General features: G+C 68.8%; 22 protein-coding genes and 1 tRNA gene. 12 read left to right on the forward strand and 11 right to left on the reverse strand.

From position 1 onward, the window contains the following. The first annotated feature begins 3 nt into the window (after window positions 1-3). Window positions 4-162, forward strand: a complete 159-nt coding sequence (locus ACV7NO_RS11090; RefSeq protein WP_463406056.1) for a YdcH family protein — start codon at window positions 4-6, stop codon at window positions 160-162. 112 nt (window positions 163-274) lie between these two features. On the opposite strand, the gene ACV7NO_RS11095 is transcribed toward ACV7NO_RS11090, so the two are convergent. From ACV7NO_RS11095 to ACV7NO_RS11115, 5 genes are all read right to left on the reverse strand, one after another. Then, window positions 275-664 carry a PilZ domain-containing protein gene (locus tag ACV7NO_RS11095; protein ID WP_463406057.1) on the reverse strand — a complete coding sequence of 130 codons (390 nt, stop codon included), beginning with the start codon at window positions 662-664 and terminating at the stop codon, window positions 275-277. A 96-nt stretch (window positions 665-760) separates the two neighbouring features. Further along, window positions 761-1,228: an RNA polymerase-binding protein DksA gene (gene dksA, locus ACV7NO_RS11100; RefSeq protein ID WP_463406058.1), complete on the reverse strand. Its 468-nt coding sequence runs from the start codon at window positions 1,226-1,228 to the stop codon at window positions 761-763. A 512-nt stretch (window positions 1,229-1,740) separates the two neighbouring features. Then, window positions 1,741-1,929: a hypothetical protein gene (locus ACV7NO_RS11105; protein ID WP_463406059.1), complete on the reverse strand. Its 189-nt coding sequence runs from the start codon at window positions 1,927-1,929 to the stop codon at window positions 1,741-1,743. A 264-nt stretch (window positions 1,930-2,193) separates the two neighbouring features. Beyond that, window positions 2,194-2,532: a hypothetical protein gene (locus tag ACV7NO_RS11110; protein WP_463406060.1), complete on the reverse strand. Its 339-nt coding sequence runs from the start codon at window positions 2,530-2,532 to the stop codon at window positions 2,194-2,196. Window positions 2,533-2,629: 97 nt separating this feature from the next. Beyond that, entirely contained in the window at window positions 2,630-3,070 is a 441-nt protein-coding gene (locus ACV7NO_RS11115; RefSeq protein ID WP_463406061.1) for a host attachment family protein, read from the reverse strand. A gap of 89 nt (window positions 3,071-3,159) precedes the next feature. Here ACV7NO_RS11115 and serS point away from each other — a divergent pair, with 89 nt between their 5' ends. From serS to ACV7NO_RS11140, 5 genes are all read left to right on the forward strand, one after another. Continuing rightward, window positions 3,160-4,437: a serine--tRNA ligase gene (serS, locus tag ACV7NO_RS11120; RefSeq protein ID WP_463406062.1), complete on the forward strand. Its 1,278-nt coding sequence runs from the start codon at window positions 3,160-3,162 to the stop codon at window positions 4,435-4,437. A 122-nt stretch (window positions 4,438-4,559) separates the two neighbouring features. Further along, complete coding sequence (surE, locus tag ACV7NO_RS11125; protein WP_463406063.1) at window positions 4,560-5,324, forward strand: 5'/3'-nucleotidase SurE; 765 nt, start codon at window positions 4,560-4,562, stop codon at window positions 5,322-5,324. Between the two features lie 20 nt (window positions 5,325-5,344). Further along, a complete protein-coding gene (locus ACV7NO_RS11130) occupies window positions 5,345-6,409 on the forward strand; it encodes a peptidoglycan DD-metalloendopeptidase family protein (protein ID WP_463407323.1) in 1,065 nt (354 codons plus the stop codon). 384 nt (window positions 6,410-6,793) lie between these two features. Further along, window positions 6,794-8,023, forward strand: coding sequence for a tyrosine--tRNA ligase (tyrS, locus tag ACV7NO_RS11135; RefSeq protein ID WP_463406064.1), 1,230 nt, complete (start codon window positions 6,794-6,796; stop codon window positions 8,021-8,023). Window positions 8,024-8,142: 119 nt separating this feature from the next. Next, window positions 8,143-8,442: a PilZ domain-containing protein gene (locus ACV7NO_RS11140; RefSeq protein WP_463406065.1), complete on the forward strand. Its 300-nt coding sequence runs from the start codon at window positions 8,143-8,145 to the stop codon at window positions 8,440-8,442. A gap of 4 nt (window positions 8,443-8,446) precedes the next feature. Here ACV7NO_RS11140 and recG read toward each other — a convergent pair whose 3' ends face one another. Beyond that, window positions 8,447-10,498, reverse strand: a complete 2,052-nt coding sequence (recG, locus tag ACV7NO_RS11145) for an ATP-dependent DNA helicase RecG (RefSeq protein WP_463406066.1) — start codon at window positions 10,496-10,498, stop codon at window positions 8,447-8,449. Between the two features lie 182 nt (window positions 10,499-10,680). Here recG and ACV7NO_RS11150 point away from each other — a divergent pair, with 182 nt between their 5' ends. Continuing rightward, complete coding sequence (locus ACV7NO_RS11150; protein ID WP_463406067.1) at window positions 10,681-10,947, forward strand: FAD assembly factor SdhE; 267 nt, start codon at window positions 10,681-10,683, stop codon at window positions 10,945-10,947. Between the two features lie 70 nt (window positions 10,948-11,017). Further along, window positions 11,018-14,473 carry a transcription-repair coupling factor gene (gene mfd / locus ACV7NO_RS11155; RefSeq protein WP_463406068.1) on the forward strand — a complete coding sequence of 1,152 codons (3,456 nt, stop codon included), beginning with the start codon at window positions 11,018-11,020 and terminating at the stop codon, window positions 14,471-14,473. 70 nt (window positions 14,474-14,543) lie between these two features. On the opposite strand, the gene ACV7NO_RS11160 is transcribed toward mfd, so the two are convergent. Beyond that, on the reverse strand, window positions 14,544-16,088 hold the full coding sequence (locus ACV7NO_RS11160) for an EAL domain-containing protein (RefSeq protein WP_463406069.1): 1,545 nt from the start codon (window positions 16,086-16,088) through the stop codon (window positions 14,544-14,546). Between the two features lie 76 nt (window positions 16,089-16,164). Here ACV7NO_RS11160 and moaA point away from each other — a divergent pair, with 76 nt between their 5' ends. Together moaA and ACV7NO_RS11170 are read left to right on the forward strand one after the other, a co-directional pair. Next, complete coding sequence (moaA, locus tag ACV7NO_RS11165) at window positions 16,165-17,172, forward strand: GTP 3',8-cyclase MoaA (protein WP_463406070.1); 1,008 nt, start codon at window positions 16,165-16,167, stop codon at window positions 17,170-17,172. Further along, entirely contained in the window at window positions 17,169-17,948 is a 780-nt protein-coding gene (locus ACV7NO_RS11170) for an NAD kinase (protein WP_463406071.1), read from the forward strand. The genes moaA and ACV7NO_RS11170 overlap by 4 nt, the downstream gene beginning before the upstream one ends. Before the next feature lie 98 nt (window positions 17,949-18,046). Here the strand turns inward: ACV7NO_RS11170 and ACV7NO_RS11175 are convergent. From ACV7NO_RS11175 to ACV7NO_RS11185, 3 genes are all read right to left on the reverse strand, one after another. Further along, window positions 18,047-18,121 (reverse strand) — tRNA-Asn (locus ACV7NO_RS11175). A gap of 385 nt (window positions 18,122-18,506) precedes the next feature. Beyond that, window positions 18,507-20,837, reverse strand: a complete 2,331-nt coding sequence (locus tag ACV7NO_RS11180) for a putative bifunctional diguanylate cyclase/phosphodiesterase (RefSeq protein ID WP_463406072.1) — start codon at window positions 20,835-20,837, stop codon at window positions 18,507-18,509. Next, entirely contained in the window at window positions 20,834-21,424 is a 591-nt protein-coding gene (locus tag ACV7NO_RS11185; RefSeq protein WP_463406073.1) for a cupredoxin domain-containing protein, read from the reverse strand. Before ACV7NO_RS11185 ends, ACV7NO_RS11180 begins: the two co-directional genes overlap by 4 nt. A 216-nt stretch (window positions 21,425-21,640) precedes the next feature. Here ACV7NO_RS11185 and ACV7NO_RS11190 point away from each other — a divergent pair, with 216 nt between their 5' ends. Together ACV7NO_RS11190 and ACV7NO_RS11195 are read left to right on the forward strand one after the other, a co-directional pair. Beyond that, entirely contained in the window at window positions 21,641-22,411 is a 771-nt protein-coding gene (locus tag ACV7NO_RS11190; RefSeq protein ID WP_463407324.1) for a DUF3034 family protein, read from the forward strand. Window positions 22,412-22,420: 9 nt separating this feature from the next. Then, window positions 22,421-22,882, forward strand: coding sequence for a group I truncated hemoglobin (locus ACV7NO_RS11195; protein WP_463406074.1), 462 nt, complete (start codon window positions 22,421-22,423; stop codon window positions 22,880-22,882). Window positions 22,883-23,002: 120 nt separating this feature from the next. Here the strand turns inward: ACV7NO_RS11195 and ACV7NO_RS11200 are convergent, their stop codons facing one another. Then, complete coding sequence (locus ACV7NO_RS11200) at window positions 23,003-25,072, reverse strand: prolyl oligopeptidase family serine peptidase (RefSeq protein WP_463406075.1); 2,070 nt, start codon at window positions 25,070-25,072, stop codon at window positions 23,003-23,005. Window positions 25,073-25,145: the final 73 nt, after the last annotated feature.

Here is a 25,145-nt window from a genome sequence, read left to right on the forward strand (position 1 = left end):
GCCATGCAGTCAGCGCATCTCTCGGCCCTTGAAGCCAAGCACGCCACCCTCGAACAGCGAATCGATGTGGAAACGCATCGACCCCTGCCGGATATGGCGGTCCTGGCCCAGCTGAAGAAGCAGAAGCTGCGCGTGAAGGAGGAGATCGCGACGTCGCATTGAGCGGCGTCATTCCTTGCGCGGTGCCCGCCGGTTCGCCGGCGGGTACTACGCGACCATGATGACCGTGACGTAAGCCGCCCGCCAATGATCCTGGACAATGCGGCGTCGCGGATCAGCGGCGCGTGATGATGGGCTTGACGAACACCGGCGTCGTGCCGCCTGTCCCCACGGGCTTGCGCGCGCGTTGCGGATCGATCGGCTTGTCGAACGCGATGCCGGTTCGCCCCTCCGCCTGCCACGCGACCCGGCCCTTCACCCAGCCGATCCCGCGCACCTCGACCTCGACCAGCGTCTCGGTATCGATCGGCTGCCCCAGCTCGACCATCAGCCCGCCTTCGGACAGATTGCGCACGCGTACCGCGACCGGATCGCGTGCCTCCGCGGTTCGGATGTTCGCCATCAGAAACAGGCTGTCGCGCGAACGCTTGCGCGACACGGCGGTCGAATCCGCCTCGCCGGTGTTCGAATCAAAAGCGGGGTTGTCGAAGTCCATCGCGCTCATCCAATCAGTCGATCCTCGCTACGCAAGAAAGGTTAGCGAAATCTCACCGGTCCTGAGACGAGGGAAACGGTGTCCCGCCCCGGGACGACGTGCGCGTCAGTCCTCTCGCGAAACCTTTTCGTTTCGCTCGTGCCGTTCCTGCGCCTCGACCGTCATCGTCGCGATCGGCCGCGCCTCGAGTCGACCGAGGCTGATCGGCTCGCCCGACACCTCGCAATAACCGTACTCGCCATCCTCGATCCGGCGCAGCGCGGCATCGATCTTCGACACCAGCTTGCGCTGGCGGTCGCGGGTGCGCAGTTCGATCGACCAGTCGGTTTCGCTCGACGCACGATCGGTCAGGTCCGCCTCGCGCAGCGAATCGACCTGGAGCTGCGACAGCGTCCCTTGCGCCTCGCGCAGGATCGCGTCGCGCCAGTCGTTCAGCTTCTTGCGAAAATACGCCTGCTGGCGCGGGTTCATGAACGGTTCGTCGGCACCGGGCCGATACGCGTCCGCGGCATCGTTCGCCGCCGTCACCGATTGGAAACCCTTGTCGTCCGCACAATTCAAAGCCGTCGCCATGCCCGTCTCCCCACGTGGCGCCCGGCGTCTCATGCGCGCCTTGCGGGCCGCCCCCCTAAGGGCGCGCCTATACTGGCGCACGATGCGAACGACAAGCGACCTCGCGTCGCTTTTCCATCATCGATCCATCACTTAGCGCAAGCCTGCTGTCGCCATCGTTAACGAAGTGTTCGCCGGAACGAGCGTATCCGTCCCCTAATGGGACGTTAACGCCGTCGTTGCCCGCTCCGATGTCGCAATCCTGCGATGGGACACGACAATGATGGTTAACGTGGTTGCGCTTAAAGCTTTGTTTTGCACTTTAGGACATAGCGGCGACGAGCGCTGCTGTGGACCCGAAGCTGGCGCGCGTTAGTCGTCAGAGAACGAAAGAGTGACATCATGTCGGTGCGGATGGCCATGGCAAAACTTTGCGCTTGCGCGTGCGGCGGTGCGGTAATCGGGGGAGGTGCGGTGCACGTCGCCGAAACCAAGGCCCGCCCCGCCTATACCAGCGCCGGCTATACCAAGGGCTACGTCAAGAAGCGCGTCGTGCGAGTCGCGGCGGCGCGACCGGTGACGAAGGTGCGCCGGATCGTGCGAACCACCACCAGCGCGGCGTGTGCGCCGGCGGTGGTGACGGTCGCCAGCCAGGCCGCGCCGATCCCCATCCCCGCCCCCCAGCCGATCCTGAGCGGCGGCAGCAGCGCGCCCGCGATCATCGGCGGCAGCGGCGGCTTCTACGGCGGTGGCGGGGGCTTCGGCGGCGGATTCTTCGGCGGGTCGGGTGGCGGATCGGGCGGGAGCGTCGTGATCTCGTCCACCTCCAGCTCGACCGGCGGGAACAAGGTGGTCATCGACAACAAGAACGAGCAGTCGCAGGGCCAGAATCAAAACCAGAATCAGAACCAAAACCAAAACCAGAACCAGAACGAAAACCAGAACCAGAACGGCGGTTCGACCGGATCGTCGTCCTCGAGCTCGAGCTATGGTTCGAGCAGCAAGGGCTGGTCGTCGAGCGGAAGCAGTTCGGACGGATGGAGCTCGTCGGGCTGGAGCTCCAACGGGTCGAGCGGCAGCGGATCGAACGGGTCGAGCGGCAGCAGTGGCTCTTCGGGATCGACGGGGTCGTCGGGATCGAGCGGCTCGAGCGGCTCGAGCGGATCGTCGTCGGGCAGTTCGTCGAGCTCGACCTCCAGTTCCTCGTCGAGCAGCGGATCCTCGACCAGCAGCGGGTCGAGTGGTGGCAATCCCGCCCCCGTCCCCGCGCCGCCGATGATCCTGTTGTTCGGCGCCGCGGCCGCCGCGCTGGTCGCGCGTCGCAAGCTGGCGAAGCCCGCCGCCGCCTGAAGATCCCCGCGAAACGGGGAAGAGCCGAAACGGGCCCGCGTCTCGCGACGCGGGCCCGTTTTGCGCTGCGGGTCAGGCGTCCTGCAACGCCTTTTCGATCTGGTCGATCGGGTGGCCGGTCAGGTCCTTGGCGAGTTCGCCCTTCAGCCGGTCGCTCACTTCCTTGTGATAATGTTTGCGCAACTCGCCCAGCGTCTTCGGCGGGGCGACGATGATGAGCGACTCATAGTCGTTCGCGAACGCGCGGGTCTTGAGCATGTCCGCCGCATCGGCGGCGAAGCGATCTTCCTCGATCTGGTGGAAGTCGGTTGGCTCGACCGAGCTGCGCGCGCCGCCCTGCGTCGATGAGGCCTGTCCGGCGCGGTCGGTCGCCTGGTCGCCGGTCGACGGATTGTCCTGTTCCACCGCCTGCTCGACCGTCAGGTTCGGATTCTGCGCGTCGCCCGCGTTGCGCAGGAACAGCATCTTGCGCCCGTCGGCGACGAGGACGACCGAGTTGTGGGGAAGCTGCACGGCGGATCTCCTGTGATTGATACCGGATGGGCAACGCCCCGGGACGCGGGCGGGTTGCGTGCGGACGGGCCGCTCGGCATAGGCCGGGCATGCACGACATCCGCCTGATCCGGGACGATCCCGCCGCCTTCGACGCCGCGCTGGCCAGGCGCGGCCTCGCGCCGACCGCCGCCACGCTGGTCGCGCTCGACGAGCGTCGCCGTGCGGTGCTGACCGCGTTGCAGACCGGGCAGGCGCGCCGTAACGATGCCTCGAAGGCGATCGGCGCCGCCAAGGCCGCGAAGGACGACGCCACCGCGGCGGCGCTGATGGCGGAGGTCGGCACGCTCAAGGCAAGGCTGCCGGAACTGGAGGCCGAGAGCGCCGCGCTCGACGCCGAATTGCAGGATACGCTCGCCGCGATCCCCAACCTGCCTGCCGCCGACGTGCCGCCGGGCAAGGACGAGGACGACAACGCGCTGATCCATGAGCGCGGCGCGAAGCCCGCGTTCGCGTTCGTGCCGAAGGAGCATTTCGACATCGGCCCCGCGCTGGGGATGGATTTCGAAACCGGGGTCGCGATCGGCGGCGCGCGGTTCACGTTGCTGCGCGGGAGCATGGCGAAGCTGAACCGCGCGCTGGGGCAATTCATGCTCGACCGGCTGACCAAAGACCATGGCTTCGAGTTGGCCGCGCCGCCGCTGCTGGTGCGCGACGAGGTCGCCTATGGCACCGGCCAGCTGCCGAAGTTCGCCGAGGACCTGTTCCGCACTACCGACGGCCGCTGGCTGATCCCGACCGCGGAGGTCTCGCTGACGAACATCGTGCGCGAGCGGATCCTGGGCGAGGGCGAGTTGCCGTTGCGCTTCACCGCGCTGACGCCGTGCTTCCGGTCCGAGGCCGGTGCGGCGGGGCGCGACACGCGCGGGCTGATCCGCCAGCATCAGTTCGACAAGGTCGAGATGGTGTCGATCGTGACCCCCGAGGCGAGCGAGGCGGAGCACGAGCGGATGACCGCAGCGGCGGAGGCGATGCTCGACGCGCTGGGGCTGGCGTATCGGCGGATGAAGCTGTGCACCGGCGACATGGGGTTCACCGCGGCGCGCACATACGATCTCGAGGTCTGGCTGCCCGGGCAGGATCGGTATCGCGAGATCTCGTCCTGTTCGACCTGCACCGATTTCCAGGCACGGCGGATGAACGCACGCTATCGCGCCGAGGGCGAGAAGGCGACGCGGTTCGTCCACACGCTCAACGGATCGGCGCTGGCGGTGGGGCGGACGCTGGTCGCGGTGATCGAGAATTACCAGCAGGAGGACGGCGCGGTGGCGGTGCCCGAGGTGTTGCGCGCGTATCTGGGTGGGGCGGAAATGCTAAAGCCGCGCTGAAGCTTCCCCCCCTCCCCGTTCGGGCTGAGCCTGTCGAAGCCCTGCTGTTCTTCTCCACCGGCGAGAAGAAGGGCAGCACTTCGACAAGCTCAGCGCAAACGGACTTTGGACAATATTCCAATATGCGCATTCTGCTGACCAACGACGACGGCTACGACGCCCCCGGCCTGAAGGTGCTCGAGACGATCGCGGCGACGCTCAGCGACGACGTCTGGATCTGCGCGCCCGCGGAGGAGCAGTCGGGGATGGGGCGCTCGCTCACTCTCACCCGGCCGCTGCGCATCCGCCAGTTCGGCGAGCGCCGCTTCGCGGTGACGGGCACGCCGACCGATGCGGTGATGACCGCGCTGTCGGTGGTGATGGCGGACCGCAAGCCCGACCTGATCCTGTCAGGGGTCAACCGCGGCGCGAACCTGGGCGAGGACGTGCTGTATTCGGGCACCTGCGCCGCCGCGATGGAAGGCGCGCTGGCAGGGATCCCCGCGATCGCGCTCAGCCAGCGCTACCCTGATGCCAGCCCCGGCGCGAACGTCAGCTTCGCGACGGCGGAAGCATGGGGGTCGCGCGTGCTCGCGCCGCTGCTGGCGATGGAGTGGGCGCCGCGCACCGTGGTGAACGTCAACTTCCCGCCGGTCGCGCCCGATGCGGTGAAGGGTATCCGGGCCGTGCGGCAGGGCCTGCGCGATTACGGCCGGGTGACGCTCGACCAGCGCACCGATCCGCGCGGGTTCGACTATTACTGGCTGTCGCTGGGGCGCGTGCCGCACACGCCGCTGGCGGACACCGATCTGGAGGCGGCGGCGGACGGCTATGTCTCGGTCACGCCGCTGCATCTGGACCTGACGCATGACGCGTCGCTACAGTCGCTGGCGGACGCGTACCGCTGAAGGGGACCAAGAGGATGCGAATGCGGATCGGGGCGGCCGCGCTGCCCCTCCTGGCGGCGGCCTGCATCCCCAGCGTCGATGTGCCGCCCGAACGGCGCTATCCCGCGCCGCCTGCGCGGACCGCCCCGGCACCGGCACCCGATTACGAACGCCAGTCCGCCGACACGCCGGTCGAGAAGCTCCCCGCCCCCCGCCCCGCCTGGGAAGCGCGCCCCGTCCCCGCCGACGCCGCCAGCGTCGATGCGCACGCCTATGAGGTCCGTCCCGGCGACACGCTGCGCAGCATCGGCAACGCGACCGGCGCGGGATCGGAGGCGATCGCGCGCGCCAACGGGCTCGCGCCGCCGTTCACGGTGCGCGTCGGGCAGACGTTGCAGATCCCGGGCGGCCGCTATCACCTCGTGCGGCAGGGCCAGACGGGAATCGCGATCGCGCGCGCCTATGCGGTCGAATGGTCGCGGATCGTCGCGGCGAACGGGCTGGAGGAGCCCTATATGCTGCGCGTCGGGCAGCGCGTGCTGATCCCCGGCGCGGACCGCCCGCGCACCGCCGCCGAGCGCGCCGCCGCGTTCAAGCTTGACGTCGACGACATCCTGACCGGCGGCGAGCCCGCCCCGGCGCCGGACCAGGCCCCCGCCAGGCCCGTCCGCTCCGCCGCGCGCGTGCTGCCGTCGACCGCGGTCGTCGTCGAGCCGCCGCGGCTGGCGGGTCGGTTCGCGTGGCCGGTGACGGGCGCGATCGTGAAGCGTTTCGGCGCGGGCGGCACCGGCGATCGCAGCAACGGCATCAAGATCGCGGTGCCGATCGACACGCCGATCAAGGCCGTCGCGGACGGCGTCGTCGCCTATGTCGGCGACGGGATCGCGGCGCTGGGCGGGCTGGTGATCGTCAAGCATGGCGAAGGCTGGACGAGCGTCTATGGCCACGCCTCGAAGCTGATGGTCCAGCGCGGACAGGCGGTGAAGAAGGGCCAGACGATCGCGCTGTCGGGCGACACCGGGTTCGCGGATCGGCCCGAGATGCATTTCGAATTGCGCCGGGGGCGGACGCCGGTGGATCCGGTGGCACAGCTGCCGCGGTTGTAGGGAGCGCGGCTCGGGTGGCGTGCGGATCGTGCGGGAAGTGAGCAGTGCGAGTAGGTCGGTTCGCGCGGAGGCGTGGAGGCGCGGTGAAGAATAGCGACATCCCTTCCCAATCCCGTTTGCCCTGAGCGTGTCGAAGGGCTGCTTTCCTTTCTGCGCCATGAGAAGAAGGGCAGTGCTTCGACATGCTCAGCACTAACGGGAATAGGTGAGTGAGCTTTTTCTTCTTCGCGCTTCGGATTGAGGTTGCCCTAGCCCCACGAGCTTGCGGGACGCGCGCGAGGCGGGCATGTGGCGCGTGTTGATTTTGTCCGTCGACATGCGTCGACAAAAGCTGACACCCCCTCCCCCTGCCCCTCCCGCGCGCGGGAGGGGGGAAGAAGAACGATGACCGATTACAGCTCCGACCTGCTCCGTACGCTCTCGACGCGCGGCTATATCCACCAGACGACGAACGACGCCGCGCTCGACGCGCTGGCGGCCACGCAGGTCGTGCCCGGCTATATCGGCTTCGATCCGACCGCGCCGTCGCTCCATGTCGGCAGCCTCGTCCAGATCATGCTGCTGCGCCGGCTCCAGCAGACCGGGCACAAGCCGATCGTGCTGATGGGCGGCGGCACCGGCAAGATCGGCGACCCCAGCTTCAAGGACGAGGCGAGGAAGCTGCTGGCGGCGGACGGGATCGCGAGCAACGTCGCCTCGATCAAGCGGATCTTCGAGCGGTTCCTGACCTTCGGGGACGGACCGACGGATGCGATCATGCTCGACAATGCCGAATGGCTCGACGCGCTGGAATATATCCCCTTCCTGCGCGACGTGGGGCAGCATTTCAGCGTCAACCGGATGCTGTCGTTCGACTCGGTGAAGCTGCGGCTCGACCGCGAGCAGTCGCTGTCCTTCCTCGAGTTCAACTACATGATCCTCCAGGCGTACGACTTCCTGGAGCTGTCGCGGCGCGCGGGATGCCGGCTCCAGATGGGCGGCAGCGATCAGTGGGGAAACATCGTCAACGGGATCGAGCTGTCGCGGCGGATGGACGGCACCGAGGTGTTCGGCGTCACCACCCCGCTCATCACAACCGCGGACGGCGCGAAGATGGGCAAGACGATGGCGGGCGCGGTGTGGCTCCACGAGGACCAGCTGCCGCATTTCGACTATTGGCAGTTCTGGCGCAACACCGACGACCGCGACGTCGGCAGGTTCCTGCGCCTGTTCACCGACCTGCCGCTGGACGAGATCGCGCAGCTAGAAGCCCTTGAAGGCTCCGAGATCAACGCGGCGAAGATCGTGCTGGCGAACGAGGCGACCGCGATGTGCCGCGGGCGCGACGCGGCGGAACAGGCCGCGGAGACTGCGCGGCGGACGTTCGAGGAGGGCGCAAGCGGTGACTCGCTGCCGTCGATCGTCGCGGCGAGCGGCATCGCGGTGGTCGATGCGCTGGTCGAGCTCGGCTTCTGCGCGTCGAAGGGCGAGGCCCGTCGGCTCATCAAGGGCGGCGGCGCACGCGTGGACGGCGAGCGCGTGGGCGACGAGGCGGCGACGATCGCGATCGGCGACACGCCGGTGCGGGTGTCGGCGGGCAAGAAGCATCACGGGCTGGTGACGCGCGGATCATGATGACCGGGGATATGTAACCGCGCGTTCACCACCTCCCTTTCCGCGCGCTTCATCCGCGACCGTATACGGATCGTTGCGTGGATCGAGCGGAAGGCTCTGGAGTGGCGACGAATTTTGCGATGACCCAATCGGCGGAGACGCGCAGCGAGCCGCGCGACGACGTCCACTATCGCGCCCGTGCCATCGGGGCCGACGGGCGGTCGCTTCCGCTGCTGGTCGTCAACATGTCGCCGAGCGGGCTGATGCTGCGCAGCGATCTCGCCTGCCAGCCGGGTGACCGCATGTCGGTGACGCTGCCGGTGATCGGCACCGTAGTGGCGGAGGTGCGTTGGGTGCTGGGCGGGCGGATCGGCTGCCATATCGGGCGGACGGTGCCGCTGGCGCAATATTACGAGCTGCTGGGGGCGATGGGGCGATAGGGATTCACCCCGATCGCAGCAACGCCACCCCCGCATCGCGATCGAAGAGGTAGAGCGCGATCCGCGCCGCCTGCCCGCGCACCCCGTCGAGCCCGCCATCGCGATCGATCAGCAACCGGGCATCGTCGGTCGCGGGCGGCAGCAGGCCGCCGAGCATCTCGGGCGTGGCGAGCCGGAACGCGGCCTCCCCCGACTGTTTCGTGCCGAGCAGTTCGCCTGCGCCGCGCAGCCGCAGATCCTCCTCCGCGATACGGAATCCGTCATTCGTCTCGCGCATCAGTGCGAGACGCGCGCGCGACGTCTCGCTGAGCGCGGAACCGCGCACCAGCAGGCACACCGAATGCCCCCCGCCCCGCCCGACCCGTCCGCGCAACTGGTGGAGCTGCGCGAGTCCGAACCGGTCCGCCGCCTCGATCACGATCAGCGTCGCGTTGGGTACATCGACGCCGACCTCGATCACCGTCGTCGCGACGAGCACGCCGGTCTTCGCCGCAGAGAAATCCGCCATCACCGCGTCCTTCTCGGCCGGCTTCATGCGGCCGTGGACCAGCGCGACCCGGTCGCCGAACCGCGCCGCCAGGGTGGCCGCGCGCATCTCGGCCGCGGCGAGATCCGATTTCTCGCTCTCCTCGACCAGCGGGCAGACCCAATAGGCCTGCTTCCCTTCCGACAGGTGCCGGCCGAGCGCGTTGACGACCTCGTCGAGGCGATCTTCCGAAATGACGCGCGTCTCGATCGGCTCGCGGCCCGGCGGCATCTCGTCGAGCTGGCTCTGGTCCATCTCGCCGTGGAGCGCGAGCGTCAGCGTGCGCGGGATCGGCGTCGCGGTCATCGCCAGCACGTGCGGCGGGGTGCGTCCCTTGGCCTGGAGCATCATCCGCTCCGCCACGCCGAAGCGGTGCTGCTCGTCGACCACGACCAGCGACAGGTCGTTGTAGCCGACCCCCTCCTGGAAGATCGCGTGGGTGCCGACGAGGATATCGATCGAGCCGTCCGCCAGCCCCATCAGCGTCGCCTCGCGCGCGCGCGCCTTGTCGCGCCCGGTGAGCACCGCGACCTCGACCGGGAGGCCGGAGAGCGTGCGCTTCAACGTCTCGTAATGCTGGCGCGCCAGGATCTCGGTCGGCGCCAGCATCGCGCCCTGCGCCCCGGCCTCGACCGCGATCAGCAACGCCATCGTCGCGACCAGCGTCTTGCCCGAACCGACATCGCCCTGAAGCAGCCGCAGCATCGGCGCGGTCTGCGCGAGGTCGCCCTCGATCTCGCGGATCGTCCGCGACTGTGCGCCGGTGGGTTCGTACGGAAGCCGCAGCATCGCGCGCAGCCGTCCGTCGCCCGCCAGCGCGCGCCCGCGGCGCTTGCGGGTGTCTGCGCGGACCAGCATCAGCGCGAGCTGGTTGGCGAAGACCTCGTCATAGGCGAGCCGCTCGCGCGCCTTCACGTCTGCGGGGTCGGCGTGGATCCGCGCGAGCGCATCGCGCCACGACGGCCAGTCCCGCTTCGCCTTCAGCCCGGAATCGATCCATTCGGCGAGATCGGGCGCGCGCGCGACCGCCTGCTCGGTCAGCGCGGCGAGGCGGCGCGAGGTGAGCCCTTCGGACAGTGCGTAGATCGGCTCGCGTTCGCGGAAGCCGTCCTCGCCTTCCATGTCGGGGTGAACGATCTGGAGCTGGTCGCCATATTGCTCGAGCTTGCCCGAAATCCGTACCGGCTGGTCGAGCGGATAGAGCTTCTTCACCCAGCCCGACGATCCGCCGAAATGGACGAGCGCGACGTGGTTGCCCGCCGCGTCGACCGCATTGACGCGCGTCGGTGCACGCGGGCCGCCGCCGCCACGCACCTCCCGCGGGGTGACGGTGATCGCGATGATGCGGCCTGCATCCGCGGCGTCGAGTTCGGTGCGCGGCACCCGGTCGACCCACCCGGTCGGCAGGTGGAACGCGACGTCGACCGCGCGCGCCAGACCCAGCCGGTCGAGCGGCTTGGCGAGCGCGGGGCCGACGCCCTTGAGCGCGGTGACCTCGGCGAAGAGTGGATTGAGGATTTCGGGTCGCATGACTATCTGGGGTTTCGACACCCCGTCCCGTTTGGGCTGAGCCTGTCGAAGCCCTGCCCTTCTTCCATCCGCGGGTAGAAGAAAAGGCAGCCCTTCGACAAGCTCAGGGCGAACGGGCCAGTGGAAATTCCGAAACCCGGCCGCTTTTCGGCGACCGGGCGCTTTCGTATTGGACCGAACCGATGGACCACGCCACCCGCCTGAAACGCCTGCGCTTCCGCAGCTGGCACCGCGGCACGCGCGAGGCGGATTTGATGATCGGCGGGTTCTTCGATGCGCATGGCGAGACGCTGTCGACGGCGGAACTCGATCATTTCGAGGCGCTGCTGGAGGAGCAGGACGTTGACATCATGGGATGGGCGATCGGATCGATCCCCTGCCCGCCCGAATGGGACGGCACGGTGATGGCGCGGATGCGCGCGCTGAACTTCGTGCCGGTGTCGCGCTGAACCGACGCGCGCCCGCGTTCCATCACCATCATTGCAACTGAACCCCGGGCTTCGCCGGGGTACGAGGTTTATGCCTGAGCTGAAGACAATCCTCTCCGCCGACACACCATTGACGCTGTCGGGCGTGCCCGCGGGCTTCCTGCCTTCGCTGCTCGCGGACCTCGCGCGCGCCGCCAAGACGCGCGCGGTGTATATCGCCCCCGACGAATCCGCGATGCGCGCGATCGCGGCGACCGCGGCGTATTTCGCGCCCGAACTGGAGGTGGTGCAGGTGCCCGCATGGGACTGCCTGCCCTATGACCGCGCCTCGCCGACGCTGCGCGTGATGGCGGAGCGGATCGGCGCGCTCCACCGGTTGCAGGCCGCGCCGAAGTCCGCGCAGCTCGTCCTGACGACGGTCAACGCCGCGACCCAGCGCACGCTGACGCCGTTCCGCATCCGCCAGCTCGTCGCGAGCCTGAAGCCCGGCGAACGGATCGACCGCGACAAGCTCGCCGCGCTGTTGCAGGCGAACGGCTATGTCCGCACCGACACCGTCCACGATGCGGGCGAATATGCGGTGCGCGGCGGGATCGTCGACCTGTTCCCCAGCGGCGAGGAGCACGCGCTGCGGCTCGACTTCTTCGGCGACGAGATCGAGAGCGTCCGCACCTTCGATCCCGCCGACCAGCGCACGACGGGCCGCGTCGACGGCTTCGTCCTGCTCCCCGCGTCCGAAGCGCTGCTCGACGAGGAGTCGATCAAGCGGTTCCGCACGCGCTATCGCGACAAGTTCGGCGCGACCGCGACGGGCGATCCGCTCTATCAGGCGGTGAGCGAAGGCCGGCGGCTGGCGGGGATGGAGCATTGGCTGCCGCTGTTCGAGGACAAGCTGGCGACGCTCTTCGACCATCTCGGCGACGACGCGGTCGTCGTGCGCGACGGCGCCAGCACCGCGGCGGCGGACAGCCGGCTCGAATCGATCGCGGACTATTACGAGAACCGCAAACGCGCCGAAGCCGCGCAGCCCGGCAGCTATCGTGCGCTCGCCGCCAAGACGCTGTATCTCGACGAAGCGGAGTGGAAAGGCGCGCTGACCGCCGCGGTCGCGCATGTCGCGACACCGTTCCACGAGCCCGAGAGCAGGACCGTCCTCGACTTCGGCGTCGACAATGCGCGCGATTTCGCGCCCGAGCGCGCGGCGCACGAGAATGTCTACGAAGCAGTCGTCGATCACATCGCGGCGCTGAAGAAGGCCAAGCGCAAGCCGATCCTCGCCAGCTATTCGCTCGGCGCACGCGATCGGCTGACGAACCTGCTCGCCGATCACGGACTGACGGGCGCGAAGCCGGTCGACACCTGGCAGCAGGCGCTGGGTGTCGGCGAGACGCAGGTCGCGCTGATCGTCCTGCCGCTCGATCACGGCTTCACCGCGCCGGGCGTCGCGGTGATGACCGAGCAGGACATGCTGGGCGACCGGCTGGTCCGACGCTCCAAGCGCCGCAAGTCGACCGACGCGTTCCTCGCCGAACTCGCGACGCTGTCGCCGGGCGATCTCGTCGTCCATGTCGATCACGGCATCGGGCGGTATGAGGGGCTGACCTCGATCCCCGTCGGCAAGGCGCCGCACGATTGCGTCGCGCTCAGCTATGCGGGCGGGGACAAGCTGTTCGTGCCGGTCGAGAATATCGACGTGCTCTCGCGCTACGGCTCGGGCGAGGACGGCGCGACGCTCGACCGGTTGGGCGGCGAGGCGTGGCAGCGGCGCAAGTCGAAGATGAAGGAGCGGATTCGCGAGATCGCGGGCGAGCTGATCGCGACCGCCGCCGAACGCGCGCTGCGCCCCGGCGAGGTCGCGGAGCCTGATTCGAGCGGCTATCCCGCCTTCGTCGATCGCTTCCCGTACGAGGAGACCGACGACCAGGATCGCGCGATCGACGACGTGCTGGGCGATCTGGGCGCGGGCAAGCCGATGGACCGGCTGGTCGTCGGCGATGTCGGCTTCGGCAAGACCGAGGTGGCGTTGCGCGCCGCCTTCGTCGCGGCGATGGCGGGGATGCAGGTCGCGGTCGTCTGCCCGACGACGCTGCTCGCGCGCCAGCACTACAACAACTTCGTCGCGCGGTTCGAAGGCTTCCCGATCAAGATCGGCCGCCTGTCGCGACTCGTCACCGCGGCGGAGGCGAAGACCGTCAAGGAAGGCACCGCGTCGGGCGACCTCGACATCGTCGTCGGCACCCACGCGATCCTCGCCAAGGGCATCGATTTCAAGCGGCTGGGCCTCGTCATCGTCGACGAGGAACAGCGTTTCGGGGTGACGCACAAGGAGCGGCTGAAGGCGCTCAAGGCCGAGGTCCACCTGCTGACGCTGACCGCGACGCCGATCCCGCGCACGCTCCAGATGGCGATGTCGGGGCTGCGCGAGCTTTCGGTGATCCAGACCCCGCCGGTCGATCGGCTCGCGGTGCGCACCTACGTCATGCCGTGGGATCCGGTCGTCCTGCGCGAGGCCCTGCTGCGCGAACATTATCGCGGCGGGCAGAGCTTCTTCGTCACCCCGCGCATCGCCGACCTGCCCGATATCGAGGAGTTCCTGCGCAAGCAGGTGCCCGAAATCCGCTACGTCATCGCGCACGGCCAGATGGCGCCGACGGATGTCGAGGAGCGGATGAGCGCGTTCTACGACAGGAAGTTCGAAGTGCTGATCTCCACGTCGATCATCGAGAGCGGCATCGATATCCCCAGCGCCAACACGATGATCGTCAACCGCGCGGACCGCTTCGGCCTTGCCCAGCTCTACCAGCTGCGCGGGCGCGTCGGGCGATCGAAGACGCGGGCGTACGCCTATATGGTGACACCGCCCGAACGGCAGATGACCGATGCGGCGGAAAAGCGGCTGAAGGTGCTGGGCGATCTCGACACGCTGGGCGCGGGGTTCCAGCTCGCCAGCCACGATCTCGACATTCGCGGCGCGGGCAATCTGCTCGGCGACGAGCAGTCGGGGCATATCAAGGAAGTCGGCTACGAGCTCTACCAGGCGATGCTGGAGGAGGCGATCATGGACGCCAAGGCCGGCGGCGAGCGGCTGCGGCCGAAGGATTTCAGCCCCCAGATCACGGTCGACGCCCCGATCCTGATCCCGGAGGACTATGTCCCCGATCTCGACCTGCGCATGGGCCTCTATCGCCGCCTCAATGACGTCGAGGATCGTGCCGCGCTCGATCACTTCGCCGCCGAGATGATCGACCGGTTCGGCACGCTGCCCGAGCCGACGGACAATCTGGTGAAGCTCATCGAGATCAAGCTGAACGCGAAGAAGGCATGCGTCGCGAAGATCGACGTCGGGCCGAAGGGCGCGCTGGTCGCGTTCCACGACGATACGCCGCCGAATATCCCGGGGCTGCTCGCCTATGTCGAGAAGCTGGGCGGGATCGCGCGGTTGCGCCCGGATTCGAAACTGGTGCTGACGCGGGCGTGGGCGGATCCCAAGGCCCGGCTGCACGGCGCGTTGCAGCTGTCGAAGGGGCTGGCGAAGGCGGCGGGGTAAAATCCCCGCCTTACCCGCGCCCTTCGTCACCCCGGACCTGATCCGGGGTGACGGTTTCAGCGCTGCCCCTTCACCGCCCCTCGACCAGCTGCAGCAGCCCCGCCTCGTCCAGCGGCTCCGCGCACAGGAACCCCTGGTAATAGGTGCACCCCTCCGCTGCGAGCCGCGCGCGCTGGTCCTCGGTTTCCACGCCTTCCGCGATCGTCTCGAGCCCCAGCGACCGCGCCATCGCGATCACGCCGCGGACGATCACCTGATCGCGTGCCGAGCCCGCGATATCCTGCGCCATCGCGCGATCGATCTTGAGATAGTCGAGCGGCAGCGCCTTGAGATAGGCCAGGCTCGAATAGCCCGTCCCGAAATCGTCGATCGCGATGCGAAGGCCCGCGCCGCGCAGCCGGGTGAGCAGCTCGGCGGCGAGGTCCAGGTCCTCGATCAGCCCGCTCTCGGTCACCTCGACGGTGACGCGCGCGCGCGCGAACCCGCTCGCCTCGACACGCGCGAGGAAGCGTTCGGCAAAGCCCGCACGCGCGATGTCCGCGGCGGTGACGTTGACCGACACGCGTAGCCCCGCAAGCGGCACGGGCCACGCCGCCGCGCGCTCCAGCGCGAGCGCCTGGATGTGATCCGACAGCGCCAGCCCGAGGTCCGCGCGGTCGGCGGCGGCGAACAGCGCGGCGGCGCCCAGGCTGCCGAACATGGGGTGGTCCCAGCGCGCCAGCGCTTCCACGCCCGTGATCGCGCCGCTGGCGATCGCGACCTGCGGCTGGAACAGCACCGCGATCTCGCCCCGCTCGATCGCGCGGTGCAGGTCCGCGGCGAGCCGCTCGGGCGCCGCGATGCCGGGCGCATCGGCGCGCTGCGTCGTCGCGCCCTCGCTGGCCTTGGCGAGCGCGAGCGCGTCGGCGGCGCGGCGGACGAGGCGCACCGCATCGTCGCCCGGCGCGCGCACCGCCACCCCGATCCGGCTGCCGAGGTTGACGCTCGCGCCCCCTTCCGCGAACGGCACGGCCAGTTCGGCGTCGATCGCATCCGCCGCGCGCGTCATCGCGTCGCCGTCGACCGTCGCGAAGACAAGGAAGGTCGCGCCCGATCGCCGTTCGACCTCGACGACGGTTCCCAGCGTCGCGCGCGCGGCATCGACCACCCTCGCCTCGGCGGCGACGAGCAGGGCGTCGCCCGCATCGCGCCCGAACGCGGCGTTGACGATCTCGAATCGGGTCAGCGCGATCAGCGCGACCGCGACCGGCCCGTCCTGCGCGAGTCGCGCCGCGAGCCGGGCGGAGCCATCGTCCTCGGCATGGCGGCGGGCGTGATGCGTGCGGGTCCGCTCGGCGAAGGAGAGCGCGGCGGCGAGCGTCATGCCGTCGACAGGATCGAGCAGGAACATCGCCGCGCCGCCCGCATCGGCCCTGGCCAGCGCACGCGCATCGCCGCGATCGACGATCGCCACCGCCCCGGGCACGACTACAGGATTCGCGCCCCCGCGCAGGTCGACGATCGCCGCGGATGCATCGGCATCCTCATGCCACCCCTGCCCCTTCAGCATCGCCGCGATCGCGTTCGCGGCGCCGGCATGGATACGGACGCCGCGCGAAGGGTTCTGGAAAGGCATGTCCCTTCCTAATCCGGCTCGCCCGCGAAACAACCCGCACTTGCTCCCCACCGGGCGAGCGCCTAGCTCCTCCAGCATGGACGCCTCCACTGCCCCGGCAGGCCTGATCGACCGTCACGGCCGGACGATCCGTTATCTGCGGATTTCGGTGACCGACCGGTGCGACCTGCGCTGCCGGTACTGCATGGCCGAGCAGATGACGTTCCTGCCGCGCGCCAAGCTGCTGACGCTGGAGGAGATCGCAATCATCGCCGAGCGCTTCATCGCGCGCGGAGTGACGAAGATCCGGTTGTCGGGCGGCGAACCGCTGGTGCGGCGCGACGTGGGCGAGCTGGTCCAAAGGCTCGGCCGGCACGTCGGCGCCGGGCTCGACGAGCTGACGATGACGAGCAACGGCACGCGGCTGCGCCAGTATGCGCCCGCACTGGTCGATGCGGGGATGCGGCGAATCAATATCAGCCTCGATTCACTCGACGGCGAGCGCTTCCGCTACATCACCCGCCACGGCGACCTCGCGCAGGTGCTCGACGGGATCGCGGCGGCGAAGGCGGCGGGGCTTGCGGTCAAGATCAACATGGTCGCGCTCGGCGGGCTGAACGAGGACGAAATCGCGCCGATGCTCCGCTGGTGCGTATCCGAAGGCCACGACCTTTCACTGATCGAGACGATGCCGCTCGGCGCGATCGACGAGGATCGCGTCGACCGGTTCGTACCGCTGACGCGCGTGTTCGACGATCTGTCGACGCAGTTCGCGCTTACCCGCGATTCGTATAAGACCGGCGGCCCCGCGCGCTACTGGCAGGTCGATGGCGGAGCGACGCGGCTGGGGCTGATCTCGCCGCTCACCGCCAATTTCTGCGACGGCTGCAATCGCGTCCGCCTGACGACCGAGGGCAAGCTGTACATGTGCCTCGGCCATGACGATCAGGTCGATCTCAAGGCATCCCTGCGAGACGGCGGGGTCGCGGGGCTCGATTCGGCGATCGACGCCGCGCTCTACGCCAAACCGCTCCGCCACGATTTCCGCATCGAACGCGGCGGCGCGCCAGCGGTGGCGCGGCACATGAGCGTCACCGGGGGATGACCGCCTATCCGCGGCGCGCGCTGCTCGCCTCGTCGACCGGCCCCGCCCAGTCCGCCGCGCGCGAGATCGCCGACCTGTGGGACTGGTGCCCGGTCGAGGAGGCGGATGTCGTCATCGCGCTGGGCGGTGACGGGTTCCTGCTCCAGACGCTGCATACCCTGCTGGAGAGCCGCAAGCCGACCGTGCCGGTGTTCGGGATGAACCTGGGCACGGTGGGCTTCCTGATGAACGAGTGGCGCTCCTACGGGCTCGACGACCGGCTGGAGCGCGCCAAGCCGTTCAAGGTCGTCCCGCTGGGCATGACCGCGACCGGGATCGACGGGCGCGTCCACCGGATGCCCGCGATCAACGAAGTGTCGCTGCTGCGCGAGACGCGGCAGACCGCAAAGCTGGAAGTGACCGTCAACGACCGGGTCGTGCTGGAGGAACTCGCATGTGACGGCATCCTCGTCGCAACGCCCGCAGGGTCGACCGCGTACAATCTGTCCGCGCACGGTCCGATCCTGCCGCTCGGTTCCGGGATGCTGGCATTGACGCCGATCAGCGCGTTCCGCCCGCGGCGGTGGCGCGGGGCAATCCTGCCCGACAAGGCGCGGATCGCGCTGCGCGTGCTCGATCCCGACAAGCGCCCCGTCTCGGCGGTCGCCGACCAGCGCGAGATCCGCGACGTCGCGCAGGTGGATATCGCGATGGATCGCGCGCGCGAACTGACGCTCCTGTTCGATCCCGAGCATGCGCTCGACGACCGGATCACGATGGAACAGTTCGTGGCCTGAACCGACTTTGGCGCCCGGGACATGATTCGCGCCGGCCACGGCATCTGACAAGGGTGACTGACGACCGCCATGACTGCGCTCCGGCTTTCCGGAGGAGGTGGCTCCCTGAGTAGGATTCGAACCTACGGCCGCTCGATTAACAGTCGAGAGCTCTACCGCTGAGCTATCAGGGAATGATGCCGTGGCGGGTCCTATAAACACCCGATTTTTCGACGCAACCCCGTTTTATGACGCTTTCGTGGATCGTGCGACGAAACACCCGCTTCTGGCCCTAACGCTTCGGTTGCATGATTTGCAATCGGATACGATCAGTTTGCAGTTGCGAGATCCCGTGCTGCGCTGCACAAAGACCGTGCCTTTCAGGCATCCTCTCCTAAAAACTTATCGGCCGGGCTTGCCCGGCCTTTTTTTGTGCGCGCGATTCGGCTAGGCGATGCGCAGCGCAGCCCGGACATGCGCGAAATTGGGAACAGGATGTCGCCGGCAGGACCGGCATGATGGAGCGAGGGGGAGCGTGTGGAACTCCCCCTCCGCAGCGCGATCATACGATCGAAGCGCCTAGGCCGCCGCGGACAGCCCTTTCAGCAGCAGCGTTCCTGCCGCCGCCTCGTTGATCGGACGGCTGAACAGATAGCCTTGGATGCTGCTGCACCCCTGCCCGCGCAGGCTCTCGAACTGCGCGCGATCCTCCACGCCCTCCGCGGTCGTCTCCATGTGGAGCGCCTTGGCAAGGTCGACGATCGCGCGGACGATCGCAGCGGCGCTTTCGTCGCCCGCGATCCCGGTCACGAACGACCGGTCGATCTTGATCTTGTCGAACGGAAAGCTGCGCAGATAGCTGAGCGACGAATAGCCGGTGCCGAAATCGTCGAGCGCGACCCGCACGCCCAGCGCGCGCAGATTGTGGAGCATCGCCACCACCGGCCCCTCCCCGTCGAGGAAGACCGATTCGGTGATCTCGATCTCCAGCCGCTTCGGTTCGAGCCCGCTGCGCGCCAGCGCCTGCATCACGATCGTCGCGAAGCCCGTATTGCGGAACTGGATCGGCGAGACGTTCACCGCGATTCGAACGTCGTCGGGCCAGGCGCCGGCGATCCGGCAGGCCTCGTGCAGCACCCATTCGCCGATCGCGACGATCAGCCCGGTTTCCTCCGCGATCGGGATGAACTCGGTCGGCGGCACCAGTCCGCGCCGCGGATGCCGCCACCGCAGCAGCGCCTCGAACCCGCCGATCCGATCGCTTGCGATGTCGAAGATCGGCTGGAAGTCGAGCGAGAACTGCCCCGTCTTGAGCGCGGTGCGTAGATCGAGCTCAAGCTCGCGTCGGCGCCGCGCGGCCTCGTCGAGCCCCGGCTCGAAGAAACGGAACACGCCGCGGCCGTCCTGCTTGGCGCGGTACAGCGCCAGGTCGGCGCTCTTCATCAACTGGTCCGCATCGACGCCGTCGACCGGCCCGACCGCGATGCCCGCGGATACGCCGCTCGGGATCGTGTGGCCCTCGACGCGCAGCGGCTCGACCAGATCGTCGAGGATGGCCTGCGCGATGATCCGCGGGCGATCCGCAGCACCGCCATCCAGCACGATCGCGAACTCGTCGCCGCCCAGCCGCGCGACCAGCGCGTCGGGGGCACGGGCGACCAGCCGGGACCCGATCGTCCGTAGCACCGCGTCGCCGACCGGATGGCCCAGCGAATCATTGATCCCCTTGAACCCGTCGAGATCGAGGCAGATCACGCTGGCGGTGCCGCCCGACCGGGCGGCTCGCGCCAGCGCCTCCTCGAGCGCCTGGCGGAAATACACGCGGTTGGGCAGCCCGGTCAGCGAGTCGTGGAACGCCAGATGGGTGATCCGATGCTCGCGCTCCAGAATACCGGCCGACATCCGGTTGAAGCGCGCGGCGAGGCGCCCGATCTCGTCGTGGCTCTCGACCGGAACCTCGGTGCGCGCGCCCTCCTCCAGCGACTTCGCGGCGCGTTCCAGCGCGGCGAGCGGGCGCGCGATCGTCCGTGCCAGCCGCACGCTGCCGAACACCACCAGAATGAGGCCGAGCAACCCCGCGACCATGATCCCCAACTGGATCGGCCGATAGGGCGCCAGCGCCAGCGTCATCGGATAGCGCAGCAGCAGTGCGGCCTGCGGCGCGCCGCCCGGCGACGCGAGCGACTTCGCCAGCGCCATCGCCTGCGTCCCCGCCACGGTGACGATCGGCGGATCGCTCGCGCCGGTCCGCGCGACAAGCGCATCGATCTCCGCAGACGGCTCGAACGACCCATCGACCGCGCGCCAGCCATTGCCCTCGCGCCGCAAGACGGTCGCGACCAGCGGGATCGCGGAGAGCTTCTCGAGCCCGCGCATCTCGGTGGCGTCGACATGGAGGGCGAAGACCACCCACCCGATCTCGTCCGGGGCCAGGATCGGCGACATCATCAGTCGATAGACCTGTCCGCCGGTCGTCACCACGGCGTCGCGGCGCCCCCGCTGCAAGGTGAACGGCAACGCCGCGACCGCCTTCGCCAGCGGTCCCGCGGTGCCGATGGCGGTGCCGTCGAGCGTCACCACCGCCGCGTCCGCGACGCCAGCACGCGCGCGCAGCGATGCCAGCGCCGATTCGATCGTCGGCCGATCCCCCGTCGCCACCGCGCTGCGGAACCCGAAATCGCGCGCGAGCACGTCGGCGGCACCCGCCAGCGACCGTTCACGCAAGGCCCAGAGACGATCGTAGACGGTGCCGCTCGCAACGAGTTCGGCCGCCACCGAGCTGCGCGCGTTCGTCTCGATCATCACCTGCACCACCACCGACACCGCCGACAGCGCGACCGCGAACAGCGCGGCGTACAGTACCGCCAGTCGCGTCCGGATGCGGTCGAAGGCGGGAAGCCGCACGATCATCGGTTGATCGACAGCATCGTCGTCGCGCCGGCCGCGGAGACCACCAGCGGTTGCGACAGCGCGTTGCCCGGCGCGCGGATCGACGGGTGCCATACGCGGACGGTCGCGCGGGCCGCGGGAACGTTGGCGAAGGTCGCGCGGCCCGTCGCGTCGGTCTGTGCCGCAAACGGCGTGGCGGTGACGAAGACGACCCCGTTCATCGTATCGTGGATGTTGCACCCCAGCGTCACCACGCCAGGGGCGTCGAAGGTGACCGTCCGGCTTTCCTCGCGGCCATAGAGCTTCAGGTCGAACCGCTTGGGCTTCGAGAAGGAATAGACGTGGTGGCGCACCTTGTCCTGGTTCGGAAAACCGACGATGGTGCCCACTGGCACGATCAGGACGTGCGGCTGGAACTGGATGTCGCGCTGCGCCACCGCATAGGGGCCGCGCGGCGTCGGTGCGGCAACGCCGGGCACGTCGAGCGAGACGATCGCACCCGTCAGCGGTGCGCCATCGGCGCCGCGCACGGTGATCGAGACGGGCGCCGCCTGCGCGACCGCGGGCGCGACGATCGCGACGAGCGCGGGAAGGATGGACCGGGACATGCGTCGCTGTTGCGCCGCGAACCCTTGCGTTGCTGTTAAGGACCGATTTACCGGGAATACACCATTTCGGATCTACTCGGCGGGCCTACTCCGTCGAAGGATCGGTCGCTGCGCGCTCTCCATTTCCTGCTGTTTGCGCTCGTCCTTTTCGGCGCCGGCAGCATCGCGCATGCCGGCGACCGCCGTGCTGGCGGCAAACTGCTGCTCACCGACGGGATCACGTCGGTCGAGGGCGCAGCGGGCGGCGGTCTCGCGAGCTGGGCGGTGATCGCGGGCGCGGAGACCAAGGACGGGATCGGCGCAACCGCGCATGCGACGCTGCTCGCGCTGCCCGATTTCGACCTCAAGAGCTATGGCGCGGCGATCGGCATCAACGATCGTATCGAGCTGTCCTATGCGCATCAAAGCTTCGACACGCGGCGCGCGGGCGCGGCGCTGGGGCTTGGGGACGGGTTCGTCTTCGCGCAGGACATCATCGGCGCGAAGGTGAAGCTGGCCGGCGACGCGGTGTGGGGCCAGCAGACGCTGCTGCCGCAGATCGCGATCGGCGTGCAGTACAAGATGGCGGACAAGGCACCGGTCCTCCGCGCGGTCGGCGCGCGCCAGTCGCGCGGGACCGATCTCTATGTCTCGGCAACCAAGATCTTCCTGGCGCAGAGCATCGTCGCCAACGCCACCGTGCGCTTCACCAAGGCGAACCAGTACGGCCTGCTCGGCTTCGGCGGTGACAACGGCCGCACGCGGCACACGCCGCAGTACGAGGGCTCGGCCGGCATCCTGCTCAGCCCCGCGATCCTCGTCGGCGGGGAGTATCGCAGCAAGCCGAACAATCTCAGGTTCGCCAAGGAAAACAACACGTACGACCTGTTCGCGGCGTGGTCCGTCCACCGCAACGTCACCGTCACCGCGGCCTATGTCGATGCCGGCGCGATCGCGACCTTCGCGAAACAGCGCGGCGCGTTCCTGTCGTTCAAGGCCCGGATCTAGGACATGCCCATGCTCGCTTTCGCCCTCCTGCTCGTCGCCCAGACGAGTCCCGCCGAGGAGCCCGTCGCTCCCTATGCACACAGCGACGCCAATGCCGGCGCAACCGCCTTCGCCGGCGATTCGATGTGGCGCGCGTTCCACGGCAGCGACGGCGTCGCGCGGATCGTCGACGATCTGGTCGCACGCAACCAGCGCGACCCGCGGATTACCGACATCTTCAAGGGGCAGGACATGGTCCGCCTGCGCCGCACGTTGAAGGAGCAGTTCTGCTTCATCCTGAACGGCGGCTGCGCCTATTCCGGGCGGACGATGAAGGAGTCGCACAAGGATCTGGGGATCCAGCAGGCGGACATGGGGGCGCTCGTCGAGAACCTCCAGGCGGCGATGCGCGCGGAAGGCGTCGACTTCCGCGCGCAGAACCGGTTCCTGGCCAAGCTCGCGCCGATGAAGCGCGATGTGGTGGTGCGGTAGGCCCATTCCACCGTACCCCGGCGGAGGCCGAAGCCCGGTCTCGGCGCGTAGCGTCGAACGCGCCGCCGCGCGCGAGTTTGATCGGGACTGGGCCTCGGCCTTCGCCGGGGTACGAACATGCTACTGCCGCACGCCGTCCGTCCGATAGCGCTGGAACCACGCGAGAATCGCATTCGTCTCGCCCACCAGCTGCGAGGGCCGCTCCGCCAGCCCGCCATGGCTGGCGCCGGGCACGCGGATCAGCACCGTCGGCACCGAGCGGAGCTGGAGCGCCTGGTAATATTGCTCCGACTCGCTCGGCGGGGTGCGGTGATCCTCCTCGCCCACCAGCACCGCGGTCGGCGTCTTGACGTTGCCGACGAGGCTTAACGGCGACCGGCGCCAGTAGTTCGCCTGGTCCTCCCACGGCATCTTCCCGAACCAGTATTTCGCCATGAAGGTATAGCCGTCGACGGTCAGTACCTGGCTGGTCCAGTTGATGACGGGCTTCTGCGTCACCGCGGCCTTGAACCGGTCGGTCTTGCCGACGATCCACGCGGTCAGCAGCCCGCCGCCCGATCCGCCCGTCACGAACAGGTTGTTCGCATCGACCGATCCCCCCGCGATCGCGGCATCCACGACGCTCATCAGGTCGTCATAATCGCTGCTCGGGTAATTGTGGTGGATACGGTTGGCGAACGCCGCGCCGTACGACGTCGACCCGCGCGGATTGGCATAGACGACGACATAGCCGGCCGCGGCATAGAGCTGCGCCTGTGTCGACCAGACCGGGCCATAGCTGGCGAACGGCCCGCCATGAATTTCGAGGATCAGCGGATATTTGCGCGATGGGTCGAACCCCGGCGGCGTCACCATCCACGCGTCGATCGGCAGCGAATCGGCCGATGAGACGACCGGCAGCGGCTTGACGTCGGCGAGCGTCTTGCCCGCGAACAGTCCTTCGTTCAGCCGCGTCAGCTGCGTCGTCCGCGCAGCCCGGGTCACCGACAGCTCGGGCGGGTGCGCGGGGTCGCCGCTGGTGAACGCGATCGTGCCGTCGTCCGCAACGCTGTACTCGCCCGCCGAATAGGGCCGGTCGAGATGCCCGCCCGCCAGCCCGGTCGCGACCGGCGTCACCTTGCCGTCGAGCGACACGCGTGCGACCTTCGTCACGCCCTTGTCGGCATAGTCGACATAGATCGCCTGCCCGTTCGCGGCCCAGCGCGGGTTCTGGAGGTCGCGGTCGAACGCCGCGGTCAGCGCACGGGTGTTGCCGCCCTCCGCGTCCATCACCGACAGCACGCCGCCCTGATAGCCCAGCAACTTGTCGTCGAACCCGACATAGGCGATGCGCCTGCCGTCGGGCGAGGCGACGGGCTGCGTGTCCGGCCCCTGCCGCGTCGTCAGCTGCGTCGTCGCCGCGGTCGTCGCGTCGACCGCGAATACTTCCGAATTGAGCGGATCGCGCTCGGGATCCTTGCCTCGGTTCGAGGAGAACAGGATGCGCTCGCTCCCGCTCCACGAGATTCCGCCGCCGTCGTCATATTTCCCGAACGTCAGCTGCCGCGCCGCGCCGCCGTCCGCATCGACGACGAAGACGTGGTTGTAGCCGGGGCGGACATAGCCCTCGCCGTCGCCGCGATAGTTGATCTGGTCGATGATCTTGATCGGCTCGGCCCATTTCGCGCCCTCGGGCTTGGGCACGCCGGTGCCGAGCGTCGTGCCCTCGCCCGGCACGAACATCGTGAACGCGATCCGGCGGCCATTGGCGGACCACGCGATGTCGGCGGGGCTTTCGGGCAGCGCGGTGATCGCCGCCGCCTGCCCGGTCGCGAACCAGTGGACGAACAGCTGCGGCCGGTCCCCCGCCCCCTTGGCGGCATAGGCCAGCCGCGTCCCGTCGGGCGACCAGCGCGGGCGGCTGCTCCCTGCGACGCCGAGCGGCGACTGGCGACCGGTCGCGGTATCGACCACCCAGATCTCCCGCCGCGCCGCGTCGGTCATGATGTCCATCGTCGCGCGGACATAGGCGATGCGTTTGCCGTCCGGGCTGATCTGCGGGTCCATCGCCTGCGACAGGGCGAAGGCGTCGCGCGGCGCGAAGGTGCGCGCGGGGCCGACCGCCTGCGGGGTCGGCTGCGCCTGGGGCGGTGTCTGCGCGGTCGCGGCGCTGCCCAGCAGCAGGCCTAGCAGGATGGTGCGGCGAATCATGGACGAGAACTCCCCTGTCACCGTTCGCCCTGAGCCTGTCGAACGGCGCCCCACCTTTGGCGGGACGGGCTTC

The sequence above is a fragment of the Sphingomonas sp. Ell38C01 genome (assembly GCF_055231975.1).